Source organism: Sulfidibacter corallicola (genome assembly GCF_017498545.1).
Taxonomy (GTDB): domain Bacteria; phylum Acidobacteriota; class Holophagae; order Acanthopleuribacterales; family Acanthopleuribacteraceae; genus Sulfidibacter; species Sulfidibacter corallicola.
On sequence record NZ_CP071793.1, the window covers coordinates 996,637 to 1,017,321 of the forward strand.

A 20,685-nucleotide genomic window follows, 5' to 3' on the forward strand; every position below is an offset into this window, starting at 1 on the left:
GGAGCGAAGCGCATGTTGATCGTCAAAATCGGTGGTGGCGCCGCCATGAATCTGGAGGGGATCGCCCGCGACCTCGCGGCCCTGTCGCGACCGGCGGTTCTGGTCCTGGGTGCCAACGCGGCCCGCAACGATCTGGCCGAGCGGCTGGGTACCCCGATCCGCACGGTGACCTCTGTCTCGGGCTACAGTTCGGTGCTGACCGACGATGCCACGATGGACCTGATCCTGATGGCCTACGCGGGATTGCGCAACAAGCAGATGGTGGCCCTGTGCCAACGGCACGGCGTCAACGCCTTCGGCCTGACCGGTATCGACGGCGGTCTCGTGCGCGGGCGCCGCAATCGCGGCATCAAGACGATCCAGGACGGGCGCAAGATGTTGCTGCGCGACCGGTCCGGCAAGCCGCAGGAGATCAACACCGAACTGCTGCACCTGCTGCTGGATGCGGGCACCACGCCGGTCATCGGCATCCCCATCCTCGACGAGCACGGCATCGCGATCAACTCCGAGAACGACGACATCGTGGCGCTGTTGCACGCGTCGTTGCAGGCCGAGCAGGTGGTGCAGTTGATCGAGGCTCCGGGCCTGCTCGCCGATGCCGACGATCCCCAGAGCAAGATCGATGAACTGACCCCTGATCAACTGGCCGAGTGGGAAGGCCGCGTGCAGGGGCGCATGCGACGCAAATTAATGGCCCTCAACAAGTTGCTCAACGCGGCGCCGACCGAATTGATTTTGGCCGACGGTCGCGGCGAACATCCGCTGGCGGACGCGCTGGCGGGGAAGGGAACGGTGGTTTCATGTCAGCCGCAGACCTGTTGAATCAACGCGAAGGGGCCGCTGGTACGGGATCCTCGTCCGGAGAGCCGGACGCGATCGCCGCCACCCAGGCCCAATACGAACTGGACGTCTACGGCAAGCGCGGCCTCACCCTGGTGCGCGGTGAAGGCGCCTTGGTCTACGACCGGCACGACCGTGCCTACCTCGACTGTATCGCCGGCATCGGCTCGGCCAATCTGGGTCACGCCCATCCGGTCGTCGTGGAAGCGGTGCAGCGCCAGGCCGCCCGGTTGATCACCTGCCCGGGCATTTTCGCCAACGACGCCAAGGCCGAACTGCTGGAGGCCTTGGTCGCGGTGGCGCCCGAGGGCCTGAACCGCGCCTTTCTGTGTAATTCCGGTACCGAATCGGTGGAAGCCGCACTCAAATTCGCGCGACTCGCCACTGGCCGCAAGCGGTTCGTGACCGCCAAGCGCGCCTTCCACGGCCGAACCTTCGGCGCCATGAGCGCGACCCACGAACCCAAGTACCGCGAAGGCTGCGAACCGCTGGTTCCCGGCTTCGAACACGTGCGTTTCAACGACGTGGACGCGCTGCACCAGGTCCTGGACGAGAGCGTGGCCGGTCTGCTGCTGGAAGTGGTGCAGGGCGAAGGCGGCGTCTACCCGGCCGATGCCGCCTATCTGGCCGAGGCGCGACGTCTCTGTGACGAAAAGGGTGTCCTGTTGATCATCGACGAGGTGCAGACCGGGTTTTGCCGCACGGGCCGATTCTTCGGCTGCGAACACTACGATCTGCGGCCCGACATCATGTGCCTGGCCAAGTCGATCGCCGGCGGGTTGCCGATGGGTGCCGTGCTGGTCAACGACGAGATCCAAATCCCACTGGGTAAACACGGTTCGACCTTTGGCGGTAACCCGCTGGTGTGCGCCGTGGCGACCGCCGTCATTCGCGAGATGCGCGAGGCCAATTTGGCGGAACGGGCCGAGTCGTTGGGCAACCGCTTCGTGCAGTCGTTGCAGCGCGACAAGCCCGAGTTGGTGCGTGAGATCCGCCAGGTGGGCCTCATGATCGGGATCGGCCTGCGAGTTCGTTCGCGGCCCTATCTGGGCGCGCTCATGGAGCGCGGCATTTTGGCCATGCCCGCGGGAACCAGTACCTTGCGTTTTCTTCCGCCTTTGGTGATCACCCCCGCGCAAATCGACGAGGTCGTCGCGCGTCTACGGGAGGTTCTCCAAATCCGCTTCTGAAAAAGACGAGTTATCGATTGTCCAAAGGATATGTCGCTTCGAGGGAATCCTCTTCGGATTCGAGACCGCCTCGAGGAGGCATGTCACTTCTCTCCAATGGGTCGGGAGGCCCCCACCTCCCGGCCTCTTTTCCGCCCTGTGCGGGAGAGCCCCGATTCCTTCCAAAGGAAAGGTGGTCCCACCACCATACTCGACCCCTATCGGGTTGCGGCCGGGCTCGCTCGGCCGCTTTTTTCCACAACCGATTGTGCGCCAGGTGTCGCCCCCGCTTTCGTGGCGAGCATCGCTTCTCCGCGAAGATGCTCGCTGCGGAAACCAGGATCCCACGGGATCCGTCAAAGGCTCGAAACACCTTGTAAGGCGGAGGATCCCTCGGATCTTCCGCCCTTTTTCACGGGCGGGTTCGCTTCGAAGCGTGGGGGCGGCGTGTAGGGCTGGTAGCCCGATAAACCGAACAACATCAGAGCATTACGCGGAGGGGCGAAGCGTCAGCCCCGCAGGGGAGACCCCACCAAAGCCGAAAAGCCCAAAGTTCCCGCATTGTGAGTGGAGCGTGATGCCTGTAGGTTGAGCAGCCTGCTCAACCAATCGAAGCAAATTAATTAATATCAGAGTGTTACCTTAGAGAGCGAAGCACCAGCCCCCGCAGGGGAGACCCCACCGAAGTCAAGAAGCCCAGAGTTCCCGCATTGCGAGAGGGGCGTTTTGCCGGTAGGTTGGCCCGCTGGGCCAACGCCTCGGAGCAACCCAAGTAACAATAAGCAGTTACGCCAAAGAGCGAAGCGCCAACCCCCGCAGGAGAGATCCCACCGAAGTCAAGAAGCCCAGAGTTCCCGCATCGTGAGAGGGGCGTGATGCCTGTAGGTTGGCCCGCTGGGCCGACGCCTCGGAGCAACCCAAGTAACAACAAACAGTTACACCAAAGAGCGAAGCGCCAACCCCCGCAGGGGAGACCCCACCGAAGTCGAGAAGCCCAGAGTTCCCGCATCGTGAGAGGGGCGTGATGCCTGTAGGATAGTCTGTTGTGTGTCAACCCTAAAATTGGGGGAGGAATGCGGAAATCTTGTCAGGTTTTGCACATCTTTTCCGCAGACGCACACTTTTGAAAATCCTCCTGGTACGGAACTCCTGTTTTTAGAATTGCCCGCATGAGCACCAACAATTTGCGCATGACCGCCACGACAGCGGCCTTTTTCGACTTTCCTTTGCGTATCAACCGCTCGTAGAATGTTTTCATTTGTTCGTTAAAACGGCAGGCTGTCAGCGCAGGCATGTAAAGCCCCGCTCGCAGTACCGCTGAGCCTTTGCGACTTATAATCGTCGTTTTTTTCACCGAGGTCCCCGATTCGAACTTTGACGGGTTTAACCCTGCAAATGCACCGACTTGGCGGCTTCGCGCAAATCTTCGGAGATCTCCCATTTCAGCGATGACCATTACAGCAGTGAGGAAACCGATCCCTTTTATCGTGCATAACAAGTCCACATCCTTCTTGAGTTTTGGGGTCCGGTTGAGAAGCTTTTTGATTTCCTTCTCGACCCGATCGATATGGTCTTGTAGCTCCTTGAGATGTTTTTTTCGAATCTTCTGAACCGCTTCGATTTGCAGCGGCTGACCTGCCCGATTCCCCTCGGCTACCTGGAGTTCGACATACTCCTGCCTGCATCGCCACAAGTCCTTGAGAATCTGATAGGTCCGACTCGGAATCGTTTGAATTTTAGGTTTGCGTTCTTGACCGAAAAGGGCAAGCAATCGAGCATCCACCCGATCGGTTTTATTTCGAAGACCTCGGCTTTTTGCGTAAGCGGCCGTGAGCGAGGGGGTGATCATACAGATGGATGGCCCCTTGTTCATCGACAGCCACAAACGTAATTCCTCGGCGTATCTTCCACAGTCCTCCATCACGACCCAGACATGCTCTTTGAAAGGTTCGGGAAACCCAAGAGCCTCATCAAGCCAGGTCAAGGCATCTTCTGCCCCTGTGAGAGTCCTTGGGAATTTACGAGCGGGAATGCGGTGAAATGGGATGTCTTTCTCGAATGGGACGCCTTTCTCGGTGGAAACATAAGCGATATCGAAGGTGTTTTTGCTAACGTCAATGCCGGTCCAGGCGGTTAGGGTCTTGGTCATGAAGAGCCTCCACAATGCCGAAGAGGTGAAGGACGGTACACACCGCAAAAGCCAAACCTGCAAAAACACGGACTTGAAGAATCCCAGATAGTCTGCGGTTTTCAACGGTGTGGAAAGGGTGAGATGAGCAAAATCCTACAGACGAGCTACCCACCAGGGCGCTCAGGTTGGTCGAAGGCTTCATCTCACCCGGCGACTCTGGTCGGCCGGCCGGAGTCGCCTAACCGTCTACCTAAAAAGTTTTCCACAAGATTCACAGTTTCCACAAAAAGAAAAAAAGAAGCAAAAAAAGAAAAAGGCTACGGCTGTGACGAACTGAATATTAACCATAGAGCTTGAACTCTATGGTACAGGTTGGCCCGCTGGGTCGACGCCTCGGAGCAACCCAAGTAACAACAAGCAGTTACGCCAAAGAGCCAAGCACCAACCCCCGCAGGGGAGACCCCACCGAATTCGAGAAGCCCAGAGTTCCCGCATCGTGAGAGGGACCTAACGCCTGTAGGCTGATCCGGGCCGCGGAAGCCGCTTGTTCAACCAATCGTGAAACTTGGACGAGCTGCCGCCCCTTGTTCGAAACCGCTACAACTTTTCGGCTGGCAGGACGGCGCTCTCGGCAGGTTTGAGACTGCCTGACCGAATAGCTTCGAAAGTCGGCCCAGCGGGTTTGGCGTCCCTGACCAACTTACTGGGCTTGGCGTCCCTTTCAAGATGCGGGAACTTCCTACCGGTTTGTTTTGATGGAGAAGGTACACCGAACATCTTCGCTTCGCTCTTTTTTTATCTTTAAAATGGTTGCTTGGGTGGCTTCGAATGGTGGAGCAAGCTGGCCTGGGCGGCCCCCTCACCTACAGGCCTGACATCCCTCTCATGATGCGGGGATTATGGGCCCTGCGACTTCGTTGGGGCGTGACGAGGGAAGTTATCGGCTTCGCTCTTTGGCGTAACCCTCTTCTGTTTGTTGAGTTACTTCGACGCGTCGGCCCAGCGGGCCAACCTACAGGTCTGACGCCCCTCTCACGATGCGGGGATGATGGGCCCTGCGACTTCGTTGGGGCGTGACGAGGGAAGTTATCGGCTTCGCTCTTTGGCGTAACCCACTTCTGTTTGCTGAGTTACTTCGACGCGTCGGCCCAGCGGGCCAACCTACAGGCCTTACGCCCCTCTCACGATGCGGGAACTTTGGACTTTGCGGCTTTGGATTGGGGTCGTGGGGGAAATGATCGGCTTCGCTCTTTGGCGTAACCCACTTCTGTTTGTTGAGTTACTTCGACGCGTCGGCCCAGCGGGCCAACCTACAGGTCTGACGCCCCTCTCACGATGCGGGAACTTTGGACTTTGCGGCTTTGGATTGGGGTCGTGGGGGAAATGATCGGCTTCGCTCTTTGGCGTAATTTATTGATTGTAGTTGCTTGGGTTGCTTCGAAAGTCGGCCCAGCGGGCTTACCGCCCCTGACCAACCAACCGGGCAGGACGACGCCCTCGGCTTGCGGGAACTGCGGTGGCGAGTCGCTTCGATTCGCTGGCCGAAACCAACGAACGGCGCCGCGAAGACGCCGCCCGTCGTCGTCGAGATCACGCCGCCTCGCGGGACAGGACCATCCCGCTCCAGGCCAGGCCGGCGCCGACGATCACCATCACGATGCGATCGCCCTCCCGAAATCGATCCCAGTTCTGGCTGAAGACGCTGGGGGCGCCCGCTGCACCGCCATTGCCGTATTCGTCGACATTGAACAGGTGACGTTCGCCGTCGATGTTCATTCGCTTGCAAATGGAGCCCAACAGCCGCAGGTTACCCTGGTGGCCGATGAAGTAGAACGCGTCGCCGGGTTGGTTGCAGCGCTGGTCCAGGTCGGAAATCATGCTGACCGACTTGCTGATCGCGAATTTCTGTACCGCCGCGCCGTCCTGAACGAAGTGCCCGCCGCGCGCGATTTTCACCTTGTCCCACCCTTTGGGGTCGGTCTTGAAATCGGAACAACAGAATCGCCAGGGCCCGGGCACCTGGCTCGAAATGACCACCGCGCTGGTGGCGTCACCCCACAACACCGCCGTTTTCCGATCGTTGTAGTCGACCGTGCGGGTGTTGTTCTCGGGGTTGACCACCAGGACGTACGGCGGCAACGCACTCGGTTCCATCTTGCTGAGAAAGTGAAGCTGGGTGCCGAAACTCGAACAGGCCGTGCCCATGTCGAAGGCCGGCGCCTCGATGCCCAACTCGGCGGCGATCACGGAAGCCTCGGCCGGCGTGGAGAATTGCGGCGAACAACCGCCCGCCACGACCAGGCCGATGTCCTCGGGTCGAAGCCCGGCTCGCTCGATCGCCATTCGGGCCGCCATGGCCCCGGTCTTCGCATTGCTGTAGAGCGCGGCCTCCTCGGCTTCGCGCGGGTTGGCGTTTCGCGTGTGTCGAATGTAGTCGAGCGGCAGGACCGTGCGCCGTTTGCGGATCCCCACCCGCTGCAGCGTCCAGTTGGCGTCGGTCCCGATATCGAGGCTCTCCAGAAAATCATTGTCGATCACATTTTCAGGGTGAAAATGCCCCGCCCCATGAAGAAACAACATATCCAAATCCTCTTAATACCTTGGCAGTATTAAACCAAAACAGTGAAAGCGTTCTTGCGGAACGACATACCGCAGAATCAAGTCAAACTCAGGAAACAGTCCAGGGGTCGATGCCGGCCTTCAGCCGCGTGCCCGGATCGAGTCGGGCGGCTACGGCGAACGCGGCAATCGGGTCTCTCCCGGGAAGCGGGCGACGGAGCCCATGGGAGAGCGTCATTGATGAATCCGGCCGGCGGTGCGCCGGCCAAGGTCGACGGATGGTTGACTCCGACGCGAAGTCGGCAGCAAAAGTCTTCGATCAGTTCCCCGTTCCGCCGAAAAACGCGGCGGAAGAGGATGCTGGAAGATCCTCCTCGAATGAAGCGTGCCGGCCATGAACGCCGAAGATGTCGGCCCCGTGAGTGCCGTACACGCGGGCCATCTTAGCACGTCCGGGAGACAAAAAGGTGAGCGCGGCCACGGAGGAGCCGACGATGCAAGCCCCTCGTTTTAATGAAGAACCATTCATTGTTCGAGCGGTGCCCGCATCTCGATTCGAACCAGCGGCTACCCCGGATCGGGGGCGAGAACGGCTCCTGTCGCCGGGCGAATTGGACCGGGCGCTTTGGTTGGTTGGTGAGCGCGCTCGATCGGTGTCGGGTGGAATGGATTCAGAATTCCGACGCCAGGAAAGCGCGTATCCGCAGGGTCACCGGTGCCGAGGATACGTCGTTGTTGAAGCCGGATCGGTGATCCTGCATCTCGTGTTGCCGGGAGAAAGTTTCGATTTGGGTGCGCGGGATCAGTGCGGATCCGCCAGTCCTGTTCGATAATGGAGCGACGCGAATCACGCGAGCCGATGGGAGTTGTCATTGTACCTTTTGAAAAACGCCAGAATCTTCGCGCCTCGCGACATCGGGGTTCAGGACCTGTTCCTTGCCGGAACGCAAATTTGCGCCATGGGTTCGCGCCTGGATATCGCCGGAAATCTGCCGGTGGAAGTCCTGGATTGCAGCGGCCGCACGGTCATCCCCGGGTTGATCGACGCCCACGTCCACTTCAACGGTGCCGGTGGCGAGGCGGGTCCCAGCTCGCGCACGGCGCCGCTCGACGTGGGCCAGTTCATCGAGGGCGGTGTGACGTCCGCGGTGGGTTGCCTGGGCATGGACGGCTATTTCCGATCGGTGCGCGAGCTGTTGCTCAAAGCCAAGGGCTTGACCGAGCAGGGGCTTTCTTCGTGGATCTACACCGGCGCCTACCAGATCCCCACGCCGACCATCCTCGACTCGGTGGTGGAGGACATCGCCCTGTTCAGCGAAGTGGTGGGTGTCGGCGAACTGGCCATTTCCGATCATCGCTCCTCTTCGCCGACCACGCTCGAACTCGTCAAAATCACCAAACAGGCCCGCAACGGCGGCCTGCTGGGCGGAAAGAGCGGCATGGTCCATTTGCACATGGGCGACGAGCCCGATCCGTTTCGGCCGATCCACGAGGCGGTCGAGACCACTGAACTCACCTACAAGAATTTCTACCCCACCCACATCAACCGCAACAGCCACATCTTCAAGGATGCCGTGACCTATGGGAAACAGGGCTTCGTGGACCTGACGGCCTGTTCGTACCCATTTTTTCCGGAGGTGGAGGTCAAGCCCAGCCGTGCAATGCGCGAGCTTCTGGAGGGCGGCGTGCCTGCGGCGCACGTGACGATCTCGTCCGATGCCGGCGGTTCCCTGCCCCATTTCGACGAGCACGGTCACTGTACCGGTGTGGACGTGGGCCGACCCGACTCGATTCTGCGCGAAGTTCTCGATGCGGTCGAGGAAGGGGTCCCGATGGAGGTCGCGGTCCAAATGGCCACGGCCAATCCGGCCGATATCCTCAAACTGCCCCGCAAGGGTCGCCTGGCGGTGGGCCACGACGCGGATCTGGTGTTGTTGCGTGGGCGGGAGATCGAAGGCCTTTGGAGCCGGGGTCGACGCCTCAAGTGACGTGCCCTTTCGCTGGGTGAGCACGCGTCCTTGGGGCTGGACCTGTCGGCGGCCGGCATCGGCAGGGTTTCGCCCGATTTGGTGGGCTCCTGTGAGTCGGCGCACGCACGCAACAGGCGCGCCACGACGTCATTGTGGCCGCCGGCGACGGCGTAGGTGAGCGCCGTCCAGCCGCTGCACATCCCGCTCTCACGTCGGTCCGGCCTCGGCGACCAGAAATAAGCGCCGCAGTGCCGTTGTTGTATCGTCAAAACCCGCTTCGACGTCACCAACCCACTCAAAGCATAAGGAGCCCAGGATGTCTCGACATGCCGCTTCTCGTTTGGCGCCCGCGATCTTGACCCTGCTTTTGTTCAGTTGCCTTCCCTTCAAGCCTTGGGGGGGACCCGGCGAGGTGCGCCACCGCGACCTGCCGAAGCTGAAGCGCTTGGCGGGGGATCCGGTGCGGCGGCTGGGCCGGCCCGACTCGATTCCCTCGCTCGACGATCCGCGCTTCGTTCCCGGCGCGGAGGCCGATTTCATGCAGGACCACGAAACGGTGCTCGGCGTGGTGCACCATGGCCAAGCCAAGGCCTATTCGCTTTGGCACTTGGACCGTCACGAGATCGTCAACGACGTGGTGGGGGAGACCCCGGTCGCGGTCACCTGGTGACCCCTGGCGCACACGGGCGTCGTGTACGTCCGCCCAACCATCGAGGACCAACCGGTCGAATTCGGCGTCTCTGGTAAACTGTGGCGCAATGCGCTGATCATGTACGATCGCGCCACGCTCTCGCTGTGGAGTCAGGTGACCGGGGGTGCCGTGGCCGGGCCCTTGACCGGCAACGACCTGGAAACCCTACCTGCGCAGCTCACCACCTGGTCGAACTGGCTGGCGCGCTATCCCGCCACCCTGGTCTTGGCGAAACCCAAGCAGGAGAAGGCGCCCTATTCGCTGTACTTCAAGAGTCGAGGCTGGGTAGGGCCGTTCGGCTCGAAGTATCGCGATAAGCGCCTGCCCAAAAAGGAGTTGATCTGCGGTCTGAGCACCACCGGCCGACCTTTTGCGGTGCCGCGGAGAACCTTGCGAAAGAAAACCCTGATCCAGGTGATCGACGGAGCGAACCTGGTGATCCTGGTGTCCCCGCCCGGTGCCGATACGGCCCTGGCCTATGGGATCCCGACCGATGGTGAAGCGGGCGTGTCGGACTTTTCCTGGGACCGGGATGGAACCCAACATGTCCTGGTAGATGGGTCGACGGGCTCGCGCTGGTCCTGGCAGACCGGCACCTGCATTGCCGGGTCGAGGCGGGGCGAGGTTCTGGATGCGGTACCCGTTCGGCTCATGTACTGGAACGTGTGGGTTCACTACTATCCCGAGACCGAGGTGATTCGGGAGTGACCGGTTCGAGACGTACCCGATGGTGGTTTCGTTCTCCATCCAAGCCTGGTTTCGGCCGATGGAACACCGGGGGAAGCGTCGCATGGCATGGAGACACATGTGGGGTTGGGGTTACCACCGTCGCTCTCATCGATGAGTTGCGCTGTCCTTACAGCAAAGCAGCGCAGATTCACCGACCTTTGGGTTGGGGCATCGTGGATGCGTTGCTTGTTCAGGCTACGTCCCAAGCTTTGGTCATCTTGGATAACATTTCAGATAAAAAACTATGTTGGTGGCCCGACGGAAGTTTATCTGTCTTTTTCTCGAGCCTTTCGATCATTTGTTCCGGTGTGGCGCCGTTGGTACTCGTGATCTCGCCTTCGCTTTCATAGAATTCTTTTTTCACATGGGTCATAAGGTTGTCCAATATTGCATAGTCCTGGGATTTGAGAGGGGTTCCAGGAGGCGGTGGTTGGTAAGGTTGGTAACTTTTGGCTACCAGATGGAGGAAGGTATGGACTTCGTCCAGGCCGATGTTGTGTTTTAAGATGAGATTGGCAACGTCCGTTTTGTTATTCAAGGTGTCCGGGTTGCTGACCCGCGTGATGGGCGCCTTGTCGATTTTGGTGGCGGCCATTTCGATACTTGGTTTTGCTTGGCCGAAACGCACCGAGTTGCCGGCGAGTTTCCAGAGGGACCTGTTGGATTCGGCGTACTCTTCGTTAAAGGCGGCATGGTGTTCGGCCATGACCTCGTTTCCGAAGTAACTGACTTTGTCAATGTGAGATACATCCAAATCATCGCCGAAAAAAGCCTGTGGGTCCTGAATCAACTCCTGCCAACCCCGTTCTCCTTCAATCGCCTTGTAAAAGAGTGATCTCCCGGTTTTGTCACTCAAGTTGACACTGAGTACGTCAGCCGTCGAAAAGTTGACGGAGTCCTTTATCTCATGCTTCATCAGGGTCACCAGGTCTTCGAGGGTTTCCAACCGGGTATGGCCTTTCAATTCGGCCCGTCGCGCGGCCAAGAGTGACTTCGAAGCCGAGGACTCCGGACCCTTGCCCGCCTGGGTTGGAACTTTTCCTCGAGCACTTTGGGCGGTTGGTTTGGATTCGTTCCGTTTGGTGCTCAATTTCGCCGCCGTTTGAGACGTTTTTTGCCCTTGATCCGTGCCTTTGGTATGGCTTTTTTGATGGGCCTGTATGCTCTGAGCCGAAGTATTCACGTGTCTATTCGAGATATTGTTTTGCATCATGTAGCTCCTTTTTTCTTGATAAGCGAATAAGAAGTAGCGGCGATGGAGAGTTGCCATACGCATGAACCGGAAATGTTCGTCTGCGCCTTTGTGGCTCTTTATGTGATTAATATAAAGGTGCTTCTATGAGTAAACTGTTTAATATTTGTAATTGAGTGTGTGTGATTTTTTAGGTGATGCCTGCTTTCTGTTGACGGTAACTATGGATTATCGCTACAGAGGTCGCAACGAGTGCCGTGTTCGAGCGGTTCTCTTATGAAATGTTATTATGTTTATGGCACATTGAGCACTTGGTGTTCCGGGGGTTCGGAAAGCACGTTGGCTCGCCACACGGAAGCACTGGAGGCCTCTCGGGCGAGCATCGAGCCGAAAACCGACAGCGGAAGACGCGTCACACCCCGGCCGATTCGGAGGGTTTCGTTCAATGAACCTCTGGTTTCGGGCAGGGATCAGAAAAGAGCTCAGTAAGAAGCGGTATCCTGGTCGTCGCTCAGGGTCGCCAAAATGGGTTCCGATGTCCAAGTCAGGTGGATTCGGGCGCCGCCAAGTGGGCTGTCCAAGGCCTCCGCGCGGCCGCCGTGCGCCAGCATGATTTGATGGACGATCGCCATGCCCAACCCGAAGCCTACGGTTTGGCGTGAACGGCTTTCTTCCAGGCATTCGAATGGGATGAATACCCGTTCCCGGTCCTCGCTGGGAATGCCGGGACCATCGTCGTCCACGAAAAGAGATAGGTGCGGACCTTTGTGTTCCAAGGTGACCGCGATGGTCGAGTCGGCATAGCGTTGTGCATTGCGAATGGTGTTTTCGACGGCTTGTCGCAACAAGCGGAGATTGCCCATGCAACTGACTTCCTTGCCCATGTTCAAAGAGGAATTCAGGTTCGGTTTCAACTCCCACAAGTCGGAACACAGATCCTGTAACATGCGGCTCAAGGGGATCATCTGGAAGGTGATGCTCTTATGATGATGGGAGAGGCGCGCCCACTGAAGCATTTCCTTGGCGAGCGATTCCATTTCCTCGATATCGCGGTCCATTTTGGCCAACAATTTTTTGCTCGAGTCAGGCTCCGTGCATCCATAAAGCATGTCCATCGCGAGTCTCAATCGCGCCAAGGGCGTCCGTATCTCGTGGTTGAGCGCATGGGTGATCACCTTTTGCTCCTGCACCATCCTGTCCATGCCCTGGGCCAAACGATTGATGCTGACGGCCAATCGCACCAGCGAATGGGGACCCTCTTCGGGAGCTCGAACCTCGAAATCACCTTTGCTCATGGATTCCGCGGAGTAAATCAAATGGTCCAATAGATTCATGACGGGCCTCGCTGTGAAAAAGGAGATGATCAGTACGGCAACCAGCAGGATCAGGTGGATGAGGGCGGGGACCACCAGCTCGCCGGGGCTCCTCGGTTGCAGCGTCACGATCAGAAATTCGCCTTGCTCCGGAAAGTGAACCAGTGTTTGCAAATGGGCGGAAACCAGCCCGGTGTCGATGCGTTCGACGGGCTGGCCTTGCTCGATCAACGCGCGCTCGGTCGTCTCGAGCGCGACTTCCGTTTCGCTCTTGAATTGCGAATGCCATGTGCCGCGAATCCTTCTGAGCCCCGAGTTCGCGTGCAGCGGGCTCGTCTGGGTTTGAAGGGCTTGAACGATGAGGGCGACGTAGTCGCGATGGACTTCGATGATGTGGTCGATAAAGAGGGATCGCGTGACCAGGGCCATCGAACAGACGGCCAAGCAAAAGATGGCCAAGGTTTGAATGAGGTGGCGGACCGTCGAGAAATACATCTTGCCAGCCTAGTGAGGAACGACCAAATATCCCTGGCCCCAAACCGTCTTGATGTAGGTTCGCTCGGGTGCAAGGGCCTTGAACTTCTTGCGTAAGCCGGAAATGCGCATGTCGATGGCGCGGTCCAGCCCGTCGTATTCCACCCCCTTGATGGCGCGGTATATTTCGTCACGGCTCAAAACTTTGCCCATGTTGCCGATCATGTACCACAGCAATTCGAACTCCGCGTCGGAAATGTCCAATTCCTGGTCCGCCACGGTAACGGTGCGGGTCGTCCGGTTCATTACCAGGTCCTGAACCTGAATCTTGCCCCGGTCGTCCTCCTGGTTTCCCGCGCGCCGCAACAGGGAACGAATGCGCGCCATAAGAATGTTGGAACGAAAGGGTTTGGTGATGTAATCGTCGATGCCCGTGTTCAATGCCGTGACTTCGTTCAGGTCCTCGTCGACCGCGGTGAGCATGAGAATCGGACCCTGGTAATGTTGTCGGACGCGTCGGCATACCTCCAGCCCATTCATGCCTGGCATCATCATGTCCAGAATGACCAAGTCAGGCACGGTATCGATGATTTTCTTCAGGCCCGAGGGCCCGTCGGGTGCGTGATCCACCTGGAACCCCTCACAATCGAGAAACTCGGTCAAGAGTTCGACCATGAGTAAATCATCTTCGACGAGTAGTATTCGAGGCATGGTTTTTTCCTTATCGCCACCTTCCGGTGATCGATTGCGTAGCGATGGCAAGGAGTCCTCATTGACGGCTCCGCACCCGGTGGCATGCGCGGATCGGCGAAACGATCCTGGCCATGGTTTGGCAGGATCGGATTGGCCGCGACTTCTTGAATGAAAAAAATCATATCAAAACGAATTGTCAGAAAATGTCAGAAAATGGTCGTTTTATTTTTTGTGGGTAGAAAGGGGTGAGCCCAAGAAATCGATCGATTCGTTCGGGGTTCTCGATGCATGCCATCGCTGCAACGCCTCTTCCGCGTGATAATGCTGTTCACCCAGGCGTTGGACCAGGTTCCGATAGGAGGTTTCCAACAAGGTCGCGGCGCGGGCACGGTGCCTCGTTCGGCTCAGGGCCTTGCCTTCGATCGAGGCCAGGACCTGGAAGTATTCGTGATCCGTGGGCAGGCTGCCCGCAAGGTAGGCACGGGCTTCTTCCAGGTGGATCAGGGCCTCGTCGATGTGTCCCAAGTCGGTTTCGATATCGGCCAATTCCCCCAGGGCCTCCGCGATGAGGTAGGGGTCCTCTCCGGTGGATGTCCGCCATCCCGCCAGCAACCCTTTCAGAAAGTCTGCAGCACCTTGTAGATCTCCTTGGATGTGTAGGAGCCGCACGTGTAGAAAGTCCACTTGGGACCTGACCCTCGGTATCTTCAGGGCCCGAGCTTCTCGTTGCACCCTGTCGAGCAGGGGCGTCGCTCCATCGATGTCACCGCACCTCAGGCGGACTGCGATCAGACTGACCTTGAGACCGCAACTCATTTGGTGGGGATCGGGAAACAATGCCTGGGAGATGTTCAATGCCCTTTCAAAATGTGATTCAGCCTGTGACGTTCGCCCATCGAGGTAATATAAAAAGCCAAGTGACCACAATCCTTCTGCGTAGCGCAGGCTATTCTCTCCCAGTGTTTCCCTGCAGCGTTCCAGTGCTTGGAGGAGTAGTTTTTCGGCATCGTCGTATTTGCCTTTCGTCATATAGGTATGGGCGAGGTTGGCCATCGCGATCCCGACGTTGGGATGGGAGTGGTTACCCAATTCGGAATAGATCGCGATGACCTTCTCGTATCGTTTCTCAGCCGCGTCGAGATCGCGTTTTTTGCTGGAAACATTCGCCAAATTGAACAGGGTGAAGGCCACATCGGGATGGATCTCACCAAACAACTCTCGCCTAAGTGTCAAACTCCGCTGGTGATAGGATTCCGCGGTGTCGTACTTTCCCTGATCGGAATACATGGCGCCCATATTCATGAGGATGCTTGCGACGGATGGATGTTTTCTGCCATATGTTTCGATCCGAATGGCCAACACGTTCTGGAACTTGGATTCGGCCTGCTGCCATTGACCCCGTTGGCTATGTAGAATGCCCAGGTTATTGAGCACCCTACCTACCTTCGGGTGGGTATCGCCCAGTTGTTCCCTGAAGATTTCCAACGTGTTGCGAATATGGTCTTCGGCAATGGCCAGATCACCCCGATCCCAAAAGATCAGCCCCAAATTGAGGTAGCTTTCGGCGACCTGGAGATGGTTTTTGCCAAAGTGGCCAATGTTGATTTGAATTGATCGCCGAATGGTTTCTTCGGCCTTTTCGTAATCGCCTTTCTCTTTCTGCAGGATCCCCACTTTGGTGAGAAGCTCCGCTTCGCGAGGGGTTTGCTCGCCCAACAGGTCGCGGGTCAAGATGACGGCGCGATTATAATATTCCTGGGCCTGGACGTAGTCTCCCCTTTCTTGGAGCAACGTCCCTCTACGGGCGAGGCAGGCGATCCAATTGGGGTGCCGTTCCCCGAAAAGGTCGGCGATGATGTGGTCCGCCTCGTTAAACATGTCCTCTGCTTCTATGAGCTTGCCGCCTTTTATGTATTGAATGCCCAATTCGGCCTTGGTTTTGGCCACCTGCACGTGGTGGTCACCGTAGTAGGCCCGCTCCGCCGCCAAGATCTGGCGGTATTCCTCGATACTGGGTTTGATGGATCCCAGGAGCGATAGCAAACGGGCCTGGTTTCGGCGCAAATTCATTTGTTCTTCGCGAGGTAGGTATGCCAAATATTCCGCGGCTGCCTTCAGGGCCGTTTTGGCATGCACGTACTGGCCGGACTTCAGCCACAGCCGACCGTATGCGTGTTCCAGTCTCGCATTTTTCAAGGGGCCCATATCGGAATCCTGGCCGAGATCATCCAGCAGGTGTTTGGCTTCCCGGTAATCGCCTTTGACGAGCAGCGTTTCCAGCAACTCCAGATCGGTTTGATAGGCACCCGCATCCCCGTCGTTCTGTCGTGACTTTGCCTGCGTCAATAGCTGTAAAGAAAGATCGGTATGACCCAAGCCGCGGTAAACCCGGCCCAACGTCGCCAAGAGCCGAGTTTGGATTTCGGGTTCCTCGCCGAGCGATGGATTCAAATGTCGGCGTCCGCGCTCCAGTACCTCGAATGCGCTGATATCCGAATCTCGACTCAATTCGGGATCCACCTGTTCGAACAGCGAGACCAAGAACTCCGTCACGTGCGATGCGGCGCGCCGCTCCTTTTGCGCATAGTCTCGTTCCCTTTCGAGTCGTGCCTGCTGAACGACCGCGTAAAAGGAGAAAAGGACCAGAAACCACGCCGTGCCAAACCCGAGGGCTGCGGGCCATCGGTGGCGGGTGATGAATTTGCGCAGTCGGTACGACCTGGTGGCGGGCCGAGCCTCGATCGGCATGCCACGTAAGTGCAGCCGCAAATCCTGGGCGAGCGCCTCCACGCTGGCATATCTCCGCTCCGGATCCTGGGCCAGGGCCTTGAGGGTAATGGTATCGAGATCACCTCGCAGGTTGCGGGCGAATTTCTCGCAGGTGGTGCCGCGCTTTTGGCGTACCGAACTTGGTCGGGTGATGACCACGTCGTGGAGCGTTTCGAGAATATGCAACATGTCCCGACGGTGGAAGCGGTAGGGCCTGCATCCCGCCAGAAGCTCATAGAGCAGTACGCCCAAGCTGTAGACGTCGGTAGCGGTGTTGAGGCGATCTCCGCGAATCTGCTCCGGCGACGCGTATTCCGGTGTCATGAGTTGGTCCGAATGGGTCGTCATCGTCCTTTGCGCGCCAGTATCCGGATCGAGCGTGCATGCAATGCCGAAATCAAGCAGTTTGGGCTCTCCATCGGCCGTGATCAGGATGTTTTTCGGTTTCAAATCGCGGTGAATCACCATGCGTCGATGCGCGTAACACAAAGCGTCACATATCTTTAGGAACAGTTCGAGGCGCGCCGCCAAGTCCAGGTCGTGTTTTTTTAGATACACGTCCAATGTGGCGCCTTCGACGTATTCCATGGCCAACCAAAGTTGCCCGGACGGCAGGACGCCTGCGTCGATCAAATGGGCGATGTTCGGGTGATTCAGGCCGGATAGGATTTTACACTCTCGTTGGAAGAGCTCCTTCAACCGAGGTTCCCAATTCGAAAGGGTTTTGAGGGCCACTTTCAAGTCCAAGTCATCCACGCGGGAAGCCAAATATACGGTGCCCATGCCCCCGCGTCCCAACATCTTTTCGATCTGAAACGAGCCACAACGACTGCCGACCAAGTCGGAAACGGGATCGGGCGGGTCCAAGGCCTCCGGGTTCGAATCCGAAGCCGCCGAAGCGGCGTCCTCGGGCGAATGCGGATGCCGCTCCCCTGACGACAGGGAAGGGGGATCGGACACCGCACGATCGATCATTTCCCGTACGGAGGCTCCCAGTGCGGCGTCATCCACTGCGGACATGACTTCCTGGCAACGCTTCAGCGAGGAGCGATCGTTCAGGTGAATCAGGTTTTGTAATTTCTGGAGGTGTACAGATTTTATTGGCCTGGTCGGTGAGGTCTGGTTTTGATGATTGGTCATATAACCCTATTTAGACTGATTAAGGTGGTGAGCCCTTTTCTCATCGGGAGGGGCTGAGATTGACTTTACGGGCGACCGCCATGCCGCGCATTACCTCGCCATAGAGGGAGGGTGGGTAAAGAGTTTGAAGTAAATATTTTGCGCTTCTTTTTGAGAAGCTCGCAAAATGAGCCGTCAGATGGCACGGAAAAAAAGCATTCGAGCCCTGCCAGGGCATGACTGACAATTCCTTACATTGTTTTCAATGAAAATGAACAGCCTCGATGGCGGAGAAGTCTTACATTGCCTTCAGAGCTGCACGGTAGAAATCGAAATTCGATGATGCAGTGTCGCTATCTCGTACTTCTGATCCATTTCATTGTGGTGTGCTCAATGCGTATTGAAGTGCATCACATTTAGGGATTCAATATTTTTAAAACCAAAAGTATATCACTTTGGGTAAGGAGTCATAGAATGAATCGTGTTTGCTTGAATCGGGAACTCTTTGCATGGTTCGATGGCTTCGGTGACCTTGAATTCGATGAGCGCGATGGATTCATATACTATGATAAAAATAATATAAATTGCTCTATTGAGCTGACTTCTGATCGACATTTTCTGCACGTTCGATCGGTAGTTCGGAGAAACATGAGTCAAGATTTGAGTTCGGAGCTTTATCAAGCGTTGGTGTTGAATGCAATTCAGCCGCTACCACCGACCTCTTTTTTGGGGATAGAACCTCCAAACGATCATCTTGTGCTCCATCATTTAATTTCCACGCATCTCGTTGGACGCGAGTCCATCGAAAAATTACTGAACGATTTCAGCGAGAGAGCACAGAACTTGAAATCGCAAATGGAGAAGGATGATCGAGACAAATGCGATCATTCTTTGATGAAAAAAAGCAATATGAGGGAGTCAAGGGAGCTAACCCTAAAAAATACCCTCGTCCCTTTTCCCTGTGTTTTCGCCGCAGGTCCAAAACAGGGTAAATACCATTCCTTTCAATCCCCGAGTCTTGAAGCGGGAGGTAGGGGATGACACTGTCCGATCGTTTGCAACACCGAATGGAAGGGCTTCGGTTTATGCCTGTCAGAGAAGCTTGGTGGTCTCGACTCACGAAACTGGAGGTTCATGACCATCAGGCTCGCTTTGCGATGTCCGTTCCTGAAATATTGAGAGACGCCTACTGGAACCGCGGCGGGGGGCGATGGGACATCTATGCGATCTTCTACCATCGGCGGTTGGCGGGCATGTTTACCTGCAGTCGGTATGACGCGCATCCCGATGCAGTGATTTTCGGTAGTTTTCTCATCGATAGATCTTTTCAGGGGAGAGGTATTGGAACTGCCACCTTGGAGACCTTGCTTTCCTGGATTCCGCGGCGCTACCCGCACCGACAAAGAATCCTCTTGAATGTGGATCCGCGCAATCATCGTGCTGTTCGTCTTTACAGGCGTGTCGGGTTTTCGTTTTGTGGAAAGACGGGACCGATACACCGGCTATATGAGTATCGATGTTCCGCTCGAGAAGATCACGACGCTCGGCGAGACATGAGCTGGAAAGTAGTTTTCCATCCCGATCAGCGATGACGGCGGATTGGACACCACAGGGCTCACCGCAAACCCTCTAGGCGACCTGTAGCTGCATCGAAAATTCGATTCGGAACCACGTTCCGTGTTGAAGGGGCCTTAAAGCGTATTCTCGTTCATGAAGATGGGCGTAAGCATATAAAACAAGGAGACGAACCATGGTAGAAACAATGTTTCATTCTCTTGTCCAAGATTTTTGTCACCAGATGGATATTCCACCAGTCGATCCCGATGAGAATGGGTATTATTCGTTTGTGCTTCACGGTCAGATCGAAGTGAATGTGGAATTTGATGAAGAGCGCCGAAACGTGCTCTTGTTCTCTTCGCCAGGAAGTATCGAAGCCGGTGTGTCCAAAGCCCTTTTAAAAGAGTTTTTGGAAGAAAACCTATATCGTACCGAGCACCAACCCTGCATGGCGCTCGTCGAAGAAATGGTCATGCTGGTGACGGAGTTCTCGGTCGAAGTGGCGGATTCCGAGCGCTTGAACGATAAGCTGGGCGGGATCTGTGACGCCTGGATATATTGGCAACAACGGATGGAAGCGTCCGAACAGGAAGTGGAACCGAAGAGCCACTTATACATTCCACCCCTCGAAGAGAATTCGCTTGCACAGTTTTTGAGATACCGAGTTTGATATCGGATTTCATCTCAGGGGCCCTGCCGAACCGGAAAATCGTGGCGCGTTTCGAAGCGGCGTGACTGGACGAACGGGGCGCCTGATCTCGGCGATACGCGATGGCGGTTCAGGCGATGGCGATGCGACGCACCGGTGGAACGCGCTCGATTTCCTCGAAATAGCAGCGCAGTTCCAACAACTCGCCCGCCGGCAGGTACTCGTCGCCCTTGGGCGGCAGGACCTGGGTGAAATGGTCCACCAGTCCGGTGCGGATCAGGCGACTCAACGCCTTCAAGTCGTAGCTGAACCCTTCGCAAAAGGGTTTCATGACGAGGTAAGGGCCGTCGTTGCCGACGGGGCGACCGGAAAGGTCGAAATCTGTGACCGCGTGTTCGAAAACCCCGACGCGGCAGTTGACGTTCTCGGCGATGCTGATCGCAAAACGGTGGCGGCAATGATTGCAACAAACCTTGCCGCTGGTGAGGGGGATCTTTTTCAGTTCCATGAGCGAATTCTGGTGGCAAGTGGGACACATCAGTTGAACCACAAATCGGTGTGTACGCTTCATCATCCCCTCCCAAGGCAGCAGGCTTATTAAATAAATTGCGTTCTGTGATCTGGAAAAGCATGGGTATGTGAGCTGTTCGTGAGGTAGCGCACGTTTTGCTGGGGATGAATCTGCTTAGTCGATTTCGTGACGATGCGCCACGTTTCGGACCCAACCTCTTGAGTTTCAGATGGTATCGAGACGCCTCCAGGCTTCTCCAGGCTCAAGGCAGTACCGAGGCCGAAGGGTCGTTTTATTCATCATGGTGAGCAAAAGTTTG

At 57.0% G+C, this 20,685-nt stretch carries 14 protein-coding genes; 7 read left to right on the forward strand and 7 right to left on the reverse strand.

Translation table 11 applies throughout. The features are described from left to right. Window positions 1-12: 12 nt before the first annotated feature. Together J3U87_RS02885 and J3U87_RS02890 are read left to right on the forward strand one after the other, a co-directional pair. Window positions 13-822 carry a [LysW]-aminoadipate kinase gene (locus tag J3U87_RS02885; RefSeq protein ID WP_237381523.1) on the forward strand — a complete coding sequence of 270 codons (810 nt, stop codon included), beginning with the start codon at window positions 13-15 and terminating at the stop codon, window positions 820-822. Continuing rightward, window positions 801-2,030 (forward strand): aspartate aminotransferase family protein, encoded by a 1,230-nt coding sequence (locus tag J3U87_RS02890; protein WP_237381524.1) that lies wholly within the window; start codon window positions 801-803, stop codon window positions 2,028-2,030. Before J3U87_RS02885 ends, J3U87_RS02890 begins: the two co-directional genes overlap by 22 nt. A gap of 1,066 nt (window positions 2,031-3,096) precedes the next feature. Here the strand turns inward: J3U87_RS02890 and J3U87_RS02895 are convergent. Both J3U87_RS02895 and J3U87_RS02900 read right to left on the reverse strand, forming a co-directional pair. Then, window positions 3,097-4,158: an IS110 family RNA-guided transposase gene (locus J3U87_RS02895; RefSeq protein ID WP_237377302.1), complete on the reverse strand. Its 1,062-nt coding sequence runs from the start codon at window positions 4,156-4,158 to the stop codon at window positions 3,097-3,099. A 1,572-nt stretch (window positions 4,159-5,730) separates the two neighbouring features. Then, window positions 5,731-6,720 (reverse strand): ketoacyl-ACP synthase III, encoded by a 990-nt coding sequence (locus J3U87_RS02900; RefSeq protein ID WP_237381525.1) that lies wholly within the window; start codon window positions 6,718-6,720, stop codon window positions 5,731-5,733. Between the two features lie 851 nt (window positions 6,721-7,571). Between J3U87_RS02900 and iadA the strand changes: the two genes are divergently transcribed. After that, the gene (iadA, locus tag J3U87_RS02905; RefSeq protein ID WP_237381526.1) at window positions 7,572-8,687 is read left to right on the forward strand and encodes a beta-aspartyl-peptidase; all 1,116 of its coding nucleotides are present in this window, start codon (window positions 7,572-7,574) and stop codon (window positions 8,685-8,687) included. A 298-nt stretch (window positions 8,688-8,985) separates the two neighbouring features. Continuing rightward, a complete protein-coding gene (locus tag J3U87_RS02910) occupies window positions 8,986-10,068 on the forward strand; it encodes a DUF3179 domain-containing protein (RefSeq protein WP_272932454.1) in 1,083 nt (360 codons plus the stop codon). 211 nt (window positions 10,069-10,279) lie between these two features. Here the strand turns inward: J3U87_RS02910 and J3U87_RS02915 are convergent, their stop codons facing one another. From J3U87_RS02915 to J3U87_RS02930, 4 genes are all read right to left on the reverse strand, one after another. Beyond that, on the reverse strand, window positions 10,280-11,302 hold the full coding sequence (locus J3U87_RS02915) for a hypothetical protein (protein WP_237381527.1): 1,023 nt from the start codon (window positions 11,300-11,302) through the stop codon (window positions 10,280-10,282). 461 nt (window positions 11,303-11,763) lie between these two features. Then, on the reverse strand, window positions 11,764-13,089 hold the full coding sequence (locus J3U87_RS02920; protein ID WP_237381528.1) for an ATP-binding protein: 1,326 nt from the start codon (window positions 13,087-13,089) through the stop codon (window positions 11,764-11,766). A 9-nt stretch (window positions 13,090-13,098) separates the two neighbouring features. Next, the gene (locus tag J3U87_RS02925) at window positions 13,099-13,779 is read right to left on the reverse strand and encodes a response regulator transcription factor (protein WP_237381529.1); all 681 of its coding nucleotides are present in this window, start codon (window positions 13,777-13,779) and stop codon (window positions 13,099-13,101) included. 204 nt (window positions 13,780-13,983) lie between these two features. Then, window positions 13,984-17,550 (reverse strand): serine/threonine-protein kinase, encoded by a 3,567-nt coding sequence (locus tag J3U87_RS02930; RefSeq protein WP_237381530.1) that lies wholly within the window; start codon window positions 17,548-17,550, stop codon window positions 13,984-13,986. A gap of 747 nt (window positions 17,551-18,297) precedes the next feature. Between J3U87_RS02930 and J3U87_RS02935 the strand changes: the two genes are divergently transcribed. From J3U87_RS02935 to J3U87_RS02940, 3 genes are all read left to right on the forward strand, one after another. After that, window positions 18,298-18,690, forward strand: a complete 393-nt coding sequence (locus J3U87_RS02935) for a hypothetical protein (RefSeq protein WP_237381531.1) — start codon at window positions 18,298-18,300, stop codon at window positions 18,688-18,690. A gap of 44 nt (window positions 18,691-18,734) precedes the next feature. After that, window positions 18,735-19,241, forward strand: coding sequence for a GNAT family N-acetyltransferase (locus J3U87_RS35170; RefSeq protein WP_420038276.1), 507 nt, complete (start codon window positions 18,735-18,737; stop codon window positions 19,239-19,241). Between the two features lie 158 nt (window positions 19,242-19,399). After that, complete coding sequence (locus J3U87_RS02940; RefSeq protein WP_237381532.1) at window positions 19,400-19,876, forward strand: type III secretion system chaperone; 477 nt, start codon at window positions 19,400-19,402, stop codon at window positions 19,874-19,876. 109 nt (window positions 19,877-19,985) lie between these two features. Here J3U87_RS02940 and J3U87_RS02945 read toward each other — a convergent pair whose 3' ends face one another. Beyond that, window positions 19,986-20,363 (reverse strand): hypothetical protein, encoded by a 378-nt coding sequence (locus J3U87_RS02945; RefSeq protein WP_237381533.1) that lies wholly within the window; start codon window positions 20,361-20,363, stop codon window positions 19,986-19,988. Between the last annotated feature and the right edge of the window lie 322 nt (window positions 20,364-20,685).